General features: G+C 71.1%; 13 protein-coding genes. 4 read left to right on the top strand and 9 right to left on the bottom strand.

Features of this window, described 5'->3' with window-relative positions; translation table 11 throughout:
* Positions 1-8 precede the first annotated feature (8 nt).
* Positions 9-677 carry a methionine ABC transporter permease gene (locus tag B6R96_RS28435; protein WP_030387153.1) on the bottom strand — a complete coding sequence of 223 codons (669 nt, stop codon included), beginning with the start codon at positions 675-677 and terminating at the stop codon, positions 9-11.
* Positions 674-1735, bottom strand: coding sequence for a methionine ABC transporter ATP-binding protein (locus B6R96_RS28430; protein ID WP_030387152.1), 1062 nt, complete (start codon positions 1733-1735; stop codon positions 674-676). The genes B6R96_RS28435 and B6R96_RS28430 overlap by 4 nt, the downstream gene beginning before the upstream one ends.
* Before the next feature lie 555 nt (positions 1736-2290).
* Between B6R96_RS28430 and B6R96_RS28425 the strand changes: the two genes are divergently transcribed.
* Positions 2291-2659: a hypothetical protein gene (locus tag B6R96_RS28425; RefSeq protein WP_053704350.1), complete on the top strand. Its 369-nt coding sequence runs from the start codon at positions 2291-2293 to the stop codon at positions 2657-2659.
* Complete coding sequence (locus B6R96_RS28420; protein ID WP_081524014.1) at positions 2652-3098, top strand: hypothetical protein; 447 nt, start codon at positions 2652-2654, stop codon at positions 3096-3098. The genes B6R96_RS28425 and B6R96_RS28420 overlap by 8 nt, the downstream gene beginning before the upstream one ends.
* Before the next feature lie 77 nt (positions 3099-3175).
* Here the strand turns inward: B6R96_RS28420 and B6R96_RS28415 are convergent, their stop codons facing one another.
* From B6R96_RS28415 to B6R96_RS28405, 3 genes are all read right to left on the bottom strand, one after another.
* Positions 3176-3682 (bottom strand): GNAT family N-acetyltransferase, encoded by a 507-nt coding sequence (locus B6R96_RS28415; protein WP_030387149.1) that lies wholly within the window; start codon positions 3680-3682, stop codon positions 3176-3178.
* A 37-nt stretch (positions 3683-3719) separates the two neighbouring features.
* On the bottom strand, positions 3720-4304 hold the full coding sequence (locus B6R96_RS28410; protein WP_081524013.1) for an RNA polymerase sigma factor: 585 nt from the start codon (positions 4302-4304) through the stop codon (positions 3720-3722).
* Positions 4305-4377: 73 nt separating this feature from the next.
* Positions 4378-5559, bottom strand: coding sequence for a glycerophosphodiester phosphodiesterase (locus tag B6R96_RS28405; protein WP_081524012.1), 1182 nt, complete (start codon positions 5557-5559; stop codon positions 4378-4380).
* Positions 5560-5853: 294 nt separating this feature from the next.
* On the opposite strand from B6R96_RS28405, the gene B6R96_RS28400 reads away from it, so the two are divergent.
* Positions 5854-6483, top strand: a complete 630-nt coding sequence (locus B6R96_RS28400; protein ID WP_030765574.1) for a lysophospholipid acyltransferase family protein — start codon at positions 5854-5856, stop codon at positions 6481-6483.
* Between the two features lie 12 nt (positions 6484-6495).
* Here the strand turns inward: B6R96_RS28400 and B6R96_RS28395 are convergent, their stop codons facing one another.
* From B6R96_RS28395 to B6R96_RS28385, 3 genes are all read right to left on the bottom strand, one after another.
* The gene (locus B6R96_RS28395; RefSeq protein WP_081524011.1) at positions 6496-7971 is read right to left on the bottom strand and encodes a membrane-associated oxidoreductase; all 1476 of its coding nucleotides are present in this window, start codon (positions 7969-7971) and stop codon (positions 6496-6498) included.
* Between the two features lie 69 nt (positions 7972-8040).
* A complete protein-coding gene (locus B6R96_RS28390; RefSeq protein ID WP_030387144.1) occupies positions 8041-9585 on the bottom strand; it encodes an MFS transporter in 1545 nt (514 codons plus the stop codon).
* On the bottom strand, positions 9582-10133 hold the full coding sequence (locus B6R96_RS28385; RefSeq protein ID WP_030387143.1) for a TetR/AcrR family transcriptional regulator: 552 nt from the start codon (positions 10131-10133) through the stop codon (positions 9582-9584). Before B6R96_RS28385 ends, B6R96_RS28390 begins: the two co-directional genes overlap by 4 nt.
* An 89-nt stretch (positions 10134-10222) precedes the next feature.
* Between B6R96_RS28385 and B6R96_RS28380 the strand changes: the two genes are divergently transcribed.
* Positions 10223-10735, top strand: a complete 513-nt coding sequence (locus tag B6R96_RS28380) for an HAD domain-containing protein (RefSeq protein WP_081524010.1) — start codon at positions 10223-10225, stop codon at positions 10733-10735.
* Between the two features lie 158 nt (positions 10736-10893).
* On the opposite strand, the gene argH is transcribed toward B6R96_RS28380, so the two are convergent.
* Positions 10894-12321 carry an argininosuccinate lyase gene (argH, locus tag B6R96_RS28375; RefSeq protein ID WP_030387141.1) on the bottom strand — a complete coding sequence of 476 codons (1428 nt, stop codon included), beginning with the start codon at positions 12319-12321 and terminating at the stop codon, positions 10894-10896.
* Between the last annotated feature and the right edge of the window lie 70 nt (positions 12322-12391).

The raw sequence follows: 12391 nt of genomic DNA, 5'->3' as shown, positions 1-12391 counted from the left end.
AAGTCTTTTCAGGCGGTGCGGCCGCGACGGGCGAGGAGGCGGACCACGCCGTCGCCGAGCAGCTGGATCACCGTGACGAGGACGATCAGGACCACGACGGTGGCGACCATGAAGCCGGTCTCGAAGCGCTGGAAACCGTAGGTGATGGCCTTGGAGCCGAGCCCTTCGCCGCCGACCGCGCCGGCCATCGCCGAGTAGCCGACGAGGGTGATGACGGTGGTGGTGACACCGGCGACCAGGGAGGGCAGGGCCTGCGGGAGGAGCACCTTGCCGACCAGGGTCGGGATGCCGCCGCCCATGGACTCGACGGCCTCGATCAGGCCGTGGTCCACCTCGCGGACGGCCGTCTCGACGAGCCGTGCGAAGAAGGGGATGGCGCCGATGGCGAGCGGGACGATCATGGCGGTGGGGCCGATGAACGTGCCGACGACCGCGGTGGTGACCGGGATCAGGAAGATCAGCAGGATGATGAACGGCAGCGAGCGGCCTATGTTCACGATCACGCCGAGGACCTTGTTGAGCGGCTGGTTCTGCAGGAGGCCGCCCTTGTCGGTGAGGACCAGCAGGATGCCGATGGGCAGTCCGCCGAGCACGGTCACCAGGGTGGACCACAGCACCATGTAGAGGGTGTCGTAGGTGCCCTGGGTGAGCAGGGGCTGCATTTCGGACCAGGTCACTTGGCACCGTCCTTGACCAGCGCGGCGAATTCGGTGTCGGCGTCGGCGGCTTCGGCGCCCTCGACGATGTCGACCTGGAGGCCCTGCTCGCGCAGGAAGCCGACGGGCACGACGTTGTCCTCGTAGCCACCGGGCAGTTCGATGCGCATGCGGCCGATCTGCCGGCCCGCGACGGTGTCCATCGCGGCGCCGAGGATCGAGATGTCGATGTTGTACGTGCGCGAGAGCTGCGAGATGACCGGCTGGACGGCCGCTTCGCCGTGGAAGGTGACGTCGACGACCGTGCGGTCGGGGCCGGTGGCGGTGCCGGTGACCGGGAAGAGTTCACCGGCGAGCTCGGAGCCGGGGGTGGCGAGCAGCTCGGCGACGGTGCCGGACTCGATGATCCGGCCGTTCTTCATCAGGGCGGCCGAGTCGCAGACCGACTTGACCACGTCCATCTCGTGCGTGATGAGCAGCACGGTGAGGCCGAGCTGCTGGTTGAGGTCGCGCAGCAGCTGGAGGATGGAGCGGGTGGTCTCGGGGTCCAGGGCGCTCGTGGCCTCGTCGGAGAGCAGCACCTTGGGGTCGCCGGCCAGGGCGCGGGCGATGCCGACGCGCTGCTTCTGGCCGCCGGAGAGCTGGGTCGGGTAGGCCTTGGCCTTGTCGGCGAGGCCGACGAGGTCGAGGAGTTCGAGGGCCTTGCGGGAGCGCTCGCGGCCGGAGACGCCGAGGATCTCCAGGGGCAGCTCGACATTGGCCTGGACGGTCCGCGAGGACAGCAGGTTGAAGTGCTGGAAGACCATGCCGATGCGGCTGCGGGCTTCGCGGAGTTCCTTGCCGGCGCGGCGGCCGCGGCCGGCGAGGGCGGTGAGGTCGACGCCGTCGACGGTCACCGTGCCGGTGGTGGGGCGCTCCAGCAGGTTGACGCAGCGGATCAGGGAGGACTTGCCCGCGCCGCTCTGGCCGATGACTCCGTAGACCTCGCCCTCGCGGACGTGGAGATCGACGCCGTCCAGGGCGGTGACCTCGCGGCCACGGGACTGGTAGACCTTCGTGAGGCCCGATGTGGTGATCACAGGATTTCCGTCGCTGTCGAGTGCGCGGCGCAGCGGGGTGCCGGCACGGGGCAAACAATCTGGGACGCGATACGGGACGAACCGTCAGAAAACGATGGTGTCGACGCGTGCGCGGGGCAGGAACGAGCCGTGCTGTTCATCAGGGGACGAGGCACTGGCGCGACTGGTCTCGCTTCGGGGCGCGAGGCTCAGGAAGGGGCCCTCAGAAGGCGCACATTCGACACATACAACGAGCACCGGGCGTCATCGTCGCCTCGGTCGCAAGGGTGCGGCTGCTCGTCGTGGTCATGGGCCCCAGTAAAGCAGACCCATCCCCTGACCGATCAACGCTGTCCGGATAGCGGACGGATTTCGACCGCATACCGGACGGCGCGGTCCTGGCCGACCCTCCGCCCCGCGGCCGCTCCGCCGCCGCTGACCTGCACCGACAGCACCATCGGGGCCTGTGCCGCCCCTCCGTCCGGAGCGCAGTGGCGGGGTCCGTTGTGGTCAAGACCACGGTCGGGAGACAGGGGTGCGCGCTTCGGGTCTTTCGGCCCGTAATACCCTCGCTGCATGCTCGACGCCCTGACGGTCGCCATCGGCGTGGCCGCACTCGCCCTCGCCGCCTGGTGCGGCCACGCCGCATGGCGGGACCAGCCGACCAAGGACTGGCACTTCATCGGTATGGCCGTGGTGACCGTGCTGGTGCTGGCGCAGCTGGTGATCGGCCTGGTGCAGCTGGCCCGGGGCGAGAAGCCCGACGAGGGCACGGTGATCTTCGTGGCCTACCTGGTGGGCGCGTTCGCCGCGGTACCGGCCGCCGGCCTGCTCTCGCTGACCGAGCGGACCAAGTGGGGGTCGGTGACGGTGGCCGCCGGCGCCGTCGTGCTCGCCGTCCTCGAAGTACGGCTCTACGACATCTGGGGAACCACCGGTGCCTGACGCTGACACGACGACCGACCGGGCGGGCGCCGCGCCCGCCGACCGCAAGCGGCTGGTCTCCGGGCCCGGGCTGCTGCTGGTGTGGCTGTACGGAGTGATGGTGGTGGGCGCGGTCTCCCGGTCCGCCTACCAGATCTCCACCGAGTTCGACCGGGCGCCGCTGGCGTACTCCCTGTCCGCGGTGGCCGCGCTGGCCTACGCGTTCATCACGTACTCACTGGTCCGCGGCGGGGAGACGGCCCGCAGGGCGGCGCTGGTCTGCTGCGCCGCCGAGCTCGCCGGCGTGGTGGCCGTGGGGACCTGGACGGTGCTGCGGCCCGAGTCCTTCCCCGACACGACCGTGTGGTCCCAGTTCGGGATGGGCTACCTGTTCATCCCGGTGATCCTGCCGATCACCGGGATGCTCTGGCTGCGCAGGCGCCGGACGCCTGACGCCTGACACGGGAAAGCGGGAGAACCGGAAAGCGGGCAAGCGGGCAAGCGCGAAACCGGGCGCCCGGCGCCCGGCCCCGGGCGCTACGCGCTGACCGTGAAGTCGGTCGGGTCCTTGGCTTCCTTCTCCAGGATCACCAGCTGGACGCCGTCCGAGGCCGTGCGGCCGCCGACCTGCACGTAGCCGGCCTTGCGGTAGAGGCGCAGGTTGGACTCGCTCTTGTGCCCGGTGTGCAGGCGGAAGCGGTTGGTGGTGCCGGGGCTCGCCAGGGCCTCCTCGACCGCGCGCAGCAGCCGCGCCCCGAGGCCGTGACCCTGAAGGCGGGGGTGTACGCAGAGCTTGGCGATCTTGGCGGTGCCGTCCTCGTCGACGTTGCCGCGCACGGTCCCGACGATCTCGTCGCCGAGCCGGGCCACCAGGACGGTGTCCGTCGCCAGTTCCCCCTTGAGGGAGTCCAGGGACTGGGTGAGGGGCTGGATGAGGTAGTTGCCGTACAGCTCGGCCTCACGCTGGAAGGCCAGGTACTGCAGTTTGAAGATCTGCTCCGCGTCCTCGGCGGCCGCCGCCGAAATGGTCACGCTCATGCCCATGTGCGCATGCCTCCAGCTCACCTGGTAGCCCGTTGGTCTACCGCTCCTTTCCCCGCAGGCCAGGAGCCGCAACCTCTGCAGCCAGCATTCTGCGCAGACATCCCAGGCAACGGGAACGGACGGGCCCCAAACTTCCTTGTGAGATACCCAACTCTCCTGCGATTTCACGGTAAGTGAGGTCTCTGGGCGAAAGAAGTGCCTTCATCAGCTCCGGACAGCGTCCGGGCAACCGGGCGACCGCCGATCGGAGTGCCCGGTTCTCCTCCCCGTGCATGAGGGCGTCCTCCGGTGCGGCCCCGGCGGCAGTGCCGGCCGGTGGCCCGCCGTCCGCGGAGGGCCGGCGGTGGCCCTCCCCGGCGGTGCGGCGGTGGTCGTACGGGACCTCCCGGCGGGCCCGGCGCCGGGCCAGGCGCGCCTCCGCCCGGACGGCCCTGCGCAGCCAGCGCGCCGGCTCCGCGGGCTCGGCCGGATCCGGGGCGCGCCGGCCGCTCTCCAGCAGCCTGACCCAGACGGCCTGTTCCAGGTCGGCGGCGTCCACTCCGGCGCCCGGGGCCTCCGCGGCGGCCTCGGCGGAGAGCAGTGGGCCGAGCTTGTCGAGGTATTCAGCCTTCAGCAGGTCCATGCCGGGCGGGACGAGTGGGCCGGGCCCGGCGGTTTCCCCGCCGGGCCCGGCCCACTCGTACGGGAAGCGGCGCTCAGCGGTTGACGGGGCGTCGGCCCGGACGGAAGGCCTCCGCCGCGAGCAGTCCCGTGTCCGGGTTGTCGGTGAAGATGCCGTCGATGCCCTGTTCGAAGTAGGTCCGGAAGGCGGCGAGGGCGTTGCCGTACGCGGTGGGGTCGGTCCCCTTGCGGTACTCGGCGGGCAGGAAGCTGTTCTCGTTCCGCGCGGTGTAGGGGTGCAGGAGCAGCCCGCGCGCGTGGGCGTCCTTCACCAGGGTGGTCGGGGCGCCGAGTCCGCCGGCCGCGTCGCGCGGGAGGATCAGGTCCATGGTCGGGCCGATGCCCTGGGCAAAGCCGGCGATCCACTTCAGCCCCTCGGGCTTCACCAGGTCCGCGACCGTGCGCGGGTCCTTGGCGACTTCGAAGTCCCAGGGGCGGGTGCTCGCCGCCGACAGCAGGACCACGCGGGGCGCCGAGACCAGCCGGGAGAGCCGCTGGATGCTGGAGGGCTCGAAGGACTGGAGGAAGACCGCGGCGTTGCGGCCGTCGCGTCCGTAGCGGCGCAGCAGCTTGGCGAGGGGCTCCTCCAGGCCGAGGCCCAGGCCCCGGAAGTAGGTGGGGTGCTTGGTCTCGACGTGCAGCCACACCCGCCGGCCGCGTCGCCTGCCCTCGCGGTCCGCCCAGCGGAGCACCTCTTCGAAGGTGGGCACGGCCCACTGGCCGTCGTAGAGCGTGTTGCGCTGGCGGACGGCGGGGATACGTTCCTTCGCGCGCAGGGTCCGCAGCTCGGCCAGGGTGAGGTCCTCGGTGAACCAGCCGGTGACGGAGACCCCGTCGACGGTCTTGGTGGTGCGCCGGGAGGCGAACTCGGGGTGGTCGGCGACGTCGGTGGTCCCGCCGATCTCGTTCTCGTGGCGGCAGACCAGCTGGCCGTCCCGGGTCGGGACCAAGTCCTGCTCGATGACGTCGGCGCCCAGGTCCAGGGCGAGCTGGTAGGAGCCGAGGGTGTGCTCCGGCCGGTAGCCGCTGGCTCCGCGGTGGCCGATGACCGTCGGGTACGGGAGGTCCCGGAAGCCGCCGTCACCGCCTCCGTGCCCGTCGCCGTACCCGTCGCCCGCGGCGGAGGCGGATCCCGCCGCGAGCCCGGTGATACCGGTCCCCGCCGCCAGGACGGCCGCCCCCAGGACCGTGCGCCGCGCTGCCCCACCCTGTGTCATGAGTGCCACTCCTCGTCGTGAAACGCCGTGTCGCGGCCCGCGATCGGCGTGCCGATGGTAGGCAAAGGGGGGTGGCCGGAGAGGGTGCGGCGACGGCACATCCGGGGAACTTGGCGCAAACATGCGTCAACAATGCGTATCCGACACGTGAACCCGATGTGCGCCGGAAGCTGACCCGCGAGTATCGTCCTCACCTGCGCTACCGCCGCTGGGTGGGTGCGCGAACCGCTTTTCGATGCCGGAGGGCCCACGTTGTTCCGTACGAAGCTCATCAAAGCCACTGTCGGACCGGTCATGCGCATGATGTTCCGCACCCGCGTGGAGGGCATCGAGAACATCCCCGGCTCCGGACCGGTGATTCTGGCGGGCAACCACCTCACCTTCATCGACTCCATGATCCTGCCGCTGGTGTGCGACCGCACGGTCCACTTCATCGGCAAGGACGAGTACGTGACCGGCAAGGGGATCAAGGGCCGCGCCATGGCCTGGTTCTTCACCGGATCCGGCATGATCCCCGTCGACCGCGACGGCGCGAACGGCGGTGTCGCGGCCCTGATGACCGGTCGCCGCATCCTCGAAGAGGGCAAGATCTTCGGCATCTACCCCGAGGGCACCCGCTCCCCCGACGGCCGGCTCTACCGCGGCCGCACCGGCATCGCCCGCCTGACCCTGATGACCGGCGCCCCCGTGGTGCCGTTCGCGATGATCGGCACCGACAAGCTCCAGCCCGGCGGCGCCGGCATGCCGCGACCGGGCCGGGTCACCGTCCGCTTCGGCGAGCCGATGGAGTTCTCCCGCTACGAGGGCATGGACCGCGACCGCTACGTGCTGCGCGCCGTCACCGACTCGGTGATGGCCGAGGTCATGCGCCTCTCGGGCCAGGAGTACGTCGACATGTACGCGACCAAGGCGAAGGCCGCCTGACCCGGGCCCTGCCTACTGGCGCTGGAGTGACCGGCTGATGCCCGCCGCCGTGGTGGTGGCGAGGATCCAGCCGGTCACGATCAGCAGGTACGACAGCCACTGGTACCAGCCGCCCGGTGCGAAGGCCGCCTCCTGGCCGAAACTGACGATCGGCACCATCAGGTCGATCGTGTAGAACAGCGCGTTGAAGTCCGGTGCCTCGCCCGCCTTCAGGGCGCGCGGCGGTTCGAACCCGTACGCGAGCGTCCCGGTCATCAGCAGCGCCAGCAGCCATCCCGCCGCGCGCAGCGGCCGGAACCCGTAGCCGACGGTGGCGTCCTGGAGCAGCCCCCAGACCCGGGCGGGCCGGGGCAGCGTGCCGCGGTGCCGGCGCAGCTTCGCGAGCTGGACGGTCCGGGCGGCCGTCTCGTCGCCCGCCGTCCGGTAGGCCGCCGTGAGCTGCTCGTAGGCGTACGTGAGGTAGCCGGATTCCTCCCGCTCCAGCGCGGGCAGTCGCTGCTCGGCCGGCAGGTGGGGGGCGAGGGTGCGGTAGGTGAGGCCGTCGATGGCGATCCGCGCGGGCCAGGCCTCCGGATCGATGTGGAGCAGGTCGATGGTGGAGCGGCGCAGGTTCACGTCGCCCCGGATCTGATCGCACCGGCGCAGCCACAGCTCGCCGATGGCACAGCTGGAGGCGCGCAGGGCGGTCCCGCCGGTGTTGTCGAGGTCGGCGCGGGTCAGGTTGGCCTGACCCGGGATGCGGGAGCCGGTGAGGTTGACCGTGCCGCGGGCCTTCAGCCGGTGTCCGCGCAGGTCGGTGCCGACGGTCAGGTTCTCGGCGTGCAGGGCGATGGCGCCGGGTGCGAGCAGCCGGGCGCGGTCCAGCTGGATCTGACCGCCGACCGTGCATCCGTTGAGGCGCAGCTGGCCGTGCACGGTCAGGTCGTTGGCGATGATGTCGGTGTCGACCTCGACGTGGTTGAGCTGGAGCGGGGGCTCGTCGGCCTCCTCCCCGCCGGTGGGTCCGATCACGGCCCCCTGGAGGAAGAGCCCGCCGGATATCTTGGCGCCCTGCAGCCGTACGGGGCCGGCGATCCGGCAGCAGGAGAGCCGCAGGACCACCTCGACGCGCACCGTGGAGGCCGTCAGACCGGGCAGCGTCGAATCACTGAGGACCAGGGCGCGCAGCTGGGCCCCGTAGATCAGGGGCTTGCGCTCGAACCAGCAGTCGCGCAGCCGAATGGGGTGGTCGATGACGGCGTAGCGCAGGTCGAGCTTGCCCACGATCTTCGCGCCCTTGATCTTGAGGCCGGGGACCCGGCCCTGCACGGTGGGGCATGCTCCCAGCAGGACGGCCCGCAGGAACTCGGCGCGCAGGGTCCGGCCCGGGCCCCAGTCGGCTCCGTCGGCGGAGCTGTCCTCGGGGGCGGTACGGAAGTCGACCCCGTCGCCGCGCGGGAAGGCTTCCCAGACGCGGCGTTCCGCCGGGGTCAGTTCGTTGATCTCCATCGCGGGGATGGTGTCCCGCGGTTCTTCGGACTGTCAACTCTGGCCGAAAAGACATCCTTTGGCGGTGCGTCAGTGCTCGACGCCGTCCTGGAGCCGCTGGCCCCTCAGCAGGAACCAGGCGGCCACCGCGGTGGCCAGCAGTACGGCCGCGCCGACGCCGGAGGCCAGTCGCAGCCCGTCCACGAACGCGTCCTGGGCGGCGCCGACCATCACCTGGGCGGTGTGCGGGTCCAGCACCTTGGCCGCCTCGACGGCCCCGCCGAGGGATTCGTGCGCGGCGTCGGCGACCGGGCCCGCGACGGAGGCCGGGGCGGTGAAGCTCTGGTAGACGCCGGTGACGATGGAGCCGAGCAGGGCGATGCCGAGGGCGGCGCCGAGCTCGTAGGCCGTCTCGGAGACGGCGGAGGCCGAACCGGCCTGTTCCTTGGGCACGCTGGAGAGGATGACGTCTGCGGTGACGGTGAAGGAGAAGCCGGCGCCGAGGCCGACGACGAGCAGGGCCGCGCCGAGCAGCGGGTAGCCGCTCTCCTTGTGGATGAGGGTCAGCGCGCCGAGGGCCAGGCCGATGGCACCGAGGCCGCCGGCCACGATGGCCCGGACCGAGTACCGGCGGGCGTAGCGGCCCGCGATCAGGCCGGTGACCACCGCGCCGATGGCCGCGGGCAGTTCGGCCAGGCCGGCCTCCAGCGGGTCGCGGCCCTGGACGAGCTGCAGGAACTGGGAGAGGAAGAAGACCAGGCCGGAGAGGCCGAAGACGGTGAGCAGGTCGGCGAGGACCGCGCCGGAGAAGCCGCGGTGCTTGAAGAGCCGCATGTCGAGCAGCGGGGACGGCAGGCTGAACTGGCGGCGCACGAAGGCGTACAGGGCGCCGGCGCCGGCTGCCGCGGTGACCGCGACCTCCCAGGTGACGCCGTGGGTGGCGACTTCCTTGACGGCGTAGACCACACCGATCACTCCGACGAGGGAGAGGCCCACGCTGACGAGGTCCCAGGGACCGGCGACCGGGTTCTTGGATTCGGGAAGCAGCTTGATTCCGACGACGACCAGGGCGATCATCACGGGGAGGTTGATCAGGAAGACCGAGCCCCACCAGAAGTGCTGGAGCAGCGCTCCGCCGACGACCGGGCCGACGGCCGCGCCGGCCGAGGCGGTGGCGCCCCAGATGCCGATCGCGAGGCTGCGCTCCTTGGGGTCGTGGAAGATGTTGCGGATCAGGGCGAGGGTGGACGGCATCAGGGTCGCACCGGCCACGCCGAGCAGGGCCCGGGCGACGATCATCATCTCGGGGCTGGTCGCGTAGGCGTTGAGCACGGACACGGCACCGAATGCGGCGGCGCCGGTGAGCAGCAGCTTCTTGCGGCCTATTCGGTCACCGAGGCTGCCCATGGAGACCAGGAGTCCGGCGATGACGAAGGAATAGATGTCGCCGATCCACAGCAGCTGGGTGCCGGACGGCTTGAGGTCCTCGGAGAGTGCGGGGGTGGCGAGGCCGAGTACGGTCGCGTCGACGGCGACCAGCAGCACGGCGAGCACCAGCACGCTCAGGGCGAGCCAGCGGCCGCGGCTCCTGGTCTCCGTCCCGCTCGGGCTGTTCAGCTGCTGCGTCGTGCTCATTTCTCCACACTCCGTCGGGCGCCACCGAGCAGCAGCTCGGTGATCATGTACTGGAAGTCCTTGGCGGCGACCCGGCCGTCCATCACGGCCCAGGCGCAGGCTCCAACGAGGGCGTAGAGCGCCTCGGTGAGCCATGCGGGGCTCAGGTCGATCCGGATGTCGCCCTGCTGCTGGCCGCGCCGGAAGAGCGCGCCGACGCGGGCGTCGAGCCGGGCCCATCCCTCGTTGACCTCGTCGCCCTCGAACAGCTGGTTCTCGGTGACGAGGAAGGCCAGCAGCTGGGCGTTGGGCTCGGCCTCGGCGACGAGGCGCCCCAGTGCCTCCACCGCCGTGCCCTCATCGAGGCGGGCGTTGTCGAAGGCCACCTCGAACTCCCGGATGCCGAGGTCTTCGAGGGCCCGTACGAGGGCGTCGCGTCCGGCGAAGTGCCGGTGGAGGGTCGCGCGACCGATTCCGGCGGCGCGGGCGACCTCGTCCATCGTGGCGGTCGACTTGCGGGAAAGCAGGGCGGCCGCATCGCGGAGCACCTGGTCACGATCCATGGCCATGAGACAAGCATACCCCGAATGAGACGCCGATGTCTCATTCATAGCGAAAATGAGCTGCCCGCGGGCGGCCGGAACGGAATCCTGCCCCGATGAAGCCACTGCTGCTGATCGACGTCGACGGACCCCTGAACCCCTACGCGGCCAAGGCGCAGCGCCGCCCCGAGGGCTACCGCACCCACCGGATGCGCCCGACGGGCTGGACGGAGGCGGAGCGGGCCAAGCCGCTGCGGGTCTGGCTCAATCACGACCACGGGGCGGAGCTGCTCGCCCTCGCGGACGCCTACGAGCTGGTCTGGGCCACCACCTGGAAGGACGAGGCCAACGACTGGATAGGCCCGCACCTGGGACTGCCCCGGCTGCCGTTCGTCGACTGGCCCGTCATGCACGGCCGGGCGCCGCGCGGCACGTTCTGGAAGACCCAGTACATCCTCGAGTACGCGGGCGAGCGGCCCTTCGCGTGGATCGACGACGACATCACGGCCATGGACCGCGAGTACGTCGAGCGGCACCACCCGGCGCACGCGCTGCTGCTGCGCATCGACGAGCGGATCGGACTGGTCCGCGAGGATTTCGGCGCCCTGGCCGCATGGGCCGCACCGTAACCGGACGAGGCCCGTGTCCTCGGCATCGGCCGCCACAAGGGGCGGCGGCGCCGCGGTCGCCAGTGACCGGCCGTTCTGTGCTCGCTCAGCGTCGTCCGCCTGCAACGCCGAAGGGGCGGGGGAGCCGATCCGCTCCCCCGCCCCCGGCCACGCCCGGACTACTGCTTGTGGGCCGCCCACGCGTGCTGGATGACCAGGTCGGCCTTCAGCTCGGTCAGCTGGACCGCGACCGCCGACGGGGCGGTGCCGCCGCGGCCGTTGCGGGAGGCGAGCGCACCCTTGACGTTGAGGACGGTGCGGACCTCGGGGGTCAGGTGCTCGGAGATCTTCGCGAACTGGTCGTCCGTCAGCTGGTCGAGCTCGATGCCCTCGCCCTCGCAGACCTTGACGCACTCGCCGGCCACCTCGTGGGCCACCCGGAACGGCACACCCTGCTTGACCAGCCACTCGGCGATGTCGGTGGCGAGCGAGAAGCCGGCCGGGGCCAGCTCCTCCATCCGCTCCCGGTTGACCGTGAGGGTCGCCATCATGCCGGTGAAGGCGGGCAGCAGGACCTCAAGGGTGTCGCAGGAGTCGAAGACCGGCTCCTTGTCCTCCTGGAGGTCCCGGTTGTACGCCAGGGGCAGCGCCTTGAGGGTCGCGAGGAGGCCCGTCAGGTTGCCGATGAGCCGGCCCGACTTGCCGCGCGCCAGCTCGGCGATGTCCGGGTTCTTCTTCTGCGGCATGATCGACGACCCGGTGGAGAAGGCGTCGTGCAGGGTCACGAAGGAGAACTCCTTCGTGTTCCAGATGATGATCTCCTCCGCGATCCGGGACAGGTTGATCCCGATCATCGCGGTGATGAAGGCGAATTCGGCCACGAAGTCGCGCGAGGCCGTGCCGTCGATCGAGTTGCCGACCGAGCCCCGCTCGAAGCCCAGGTCGGCCGCGACCTGCTCCGGGTCCAGGCCCAGCGAGGAGCCGGCCAGGGCGCCCGAGCCGTACGGGGAGACCGCGGTCCGGGTGTCCCACTGGCGCAGCCGCTCCGCGTCCCGGGACAGGGACTGCACGTGGGCCAGTACGTGGTGGGCGAAGAGCACCGGCTGCGCGTGCTGGAGGTGGGTCCGGCCCGGCATCGCCACGTCGTGGTGGGTCTCGGCGAGGCCGACCAGAGCGTCCTGGAGGTCCGCGATCAGGCCGCCGATGATCCGGCCGTGGTCGCGCAGGTACATCCGGAAGAGGGTGGCCACCTGGTCGTTGCGGGACCGGCCGGCGCGCAGCTTGCCGCCGAGTTCGGCGCCGAGCCGCTCCAGCAGGCCGCGCTCCAGGGCGGTGTGCACGTCCTCGTCGGCGACGGTGCCGGTGAAGGAGCCGTCGGCGACGTCGGCCTCCAGCCGGTCGAGTCCGGCGATCATGCGGTCGAGTTCTTCGGCCGTGAGCAGGCCGGCCTTGTGGAGCACACGGGCGTGGGCGCGGGAGCCGGCGATGTCGTAGGGCGCGAGGCGCCAGTCGAAGTGGACCGACGCCGACAGCAGGGCCAGCGCCTCCGAAGGACCGTCGGCGAACCGGCCGCCCCAGAGCCGGACGTCACCCTTGTTGCTGCTCACAGCTACTGCTCCTCAAGACTGCATGGCTTTGACTGCGTGTAAGGCTCCGACGCCCTGGAGGGCTCCGGAT

Origin of the sequence: Streptomyces sp. Sge12 (assembly GCF_002080455.1) — a bacterium.
Taxonomy (GTDB): Bacteria; Actinomycetota; Actinomycetes; order Streptomycetales; family Streptomycetaceae; genus Streptomyces.
The sequence above is the reverse complement of the archived record's forward strand: the minus strand, read 5'-3'. Positions and strand labels throughout refer to the sequence as shown.

Coding starts and splice junctions, on each gene's coding strand:
- B6R96_RS28425 (WP_053704350.1), top strand. CDS start 2,291: ATGCTCGACGCCCTGACGGTCGCCATCGGCGTGGCCGCACTCGCCCTC.
- B6R96_RS28415 (WP_030387149.1), bottom strand. CDS start 3,682: ATGGGCATGAGCGTGACCATTTCGGCGGCGGCCGCCGAGGACGCGGAG.
- B6R96_RS28410 (WP_081524013.1), bottom strand. CDS start 4,304: ATGGACCTGCTGAAGGCTGAATACCTCGACAAGCTCGGCCCACTGCTC.
- B6R96_RS28405 (WP_081524012.1), bottom strand. CDS start 5,559: ATGACACAGGGTGGGGCAGCGCGGCGCACGGTCCTGGGGGCGGCCGTC.
- B6R96_RS28400 (WP_030765574.1), top strand. CDS start 5,854: ATGCGCATGATGTTCCGCACCCGCGTGGAGGGCATCGAGAACATCCCC.
- B6R96_RS28395 (WP_081524011.1), bottom strand. CDS start 7,971: ATGGAGATCAACGAACTGACCCCGGCGGAACGCCGCGTCTGGGAAGCC.
- B6R96_RS28390 (WP_030387144.1), bottom strand. CDS start 9,585: ATGAGCACGACGCAGCAGCTGAACAGCCCGAGCGGGACGGAGACCAGG.
- B6R96_RS28385 (WP_030387143.1), bottom strand. CDS start 10,133: ATGGCCATGGATCGTGACCAGGTGCTCCGCGATGCGGCCGCCCTGCTT.
- B6R96_RS28380 (WP_081524010.1), top strand. CDS start 10,223: ATGAAGCCACTGCTGCTGATCGACGTCGACGGACCCCTGAACCCCTAC.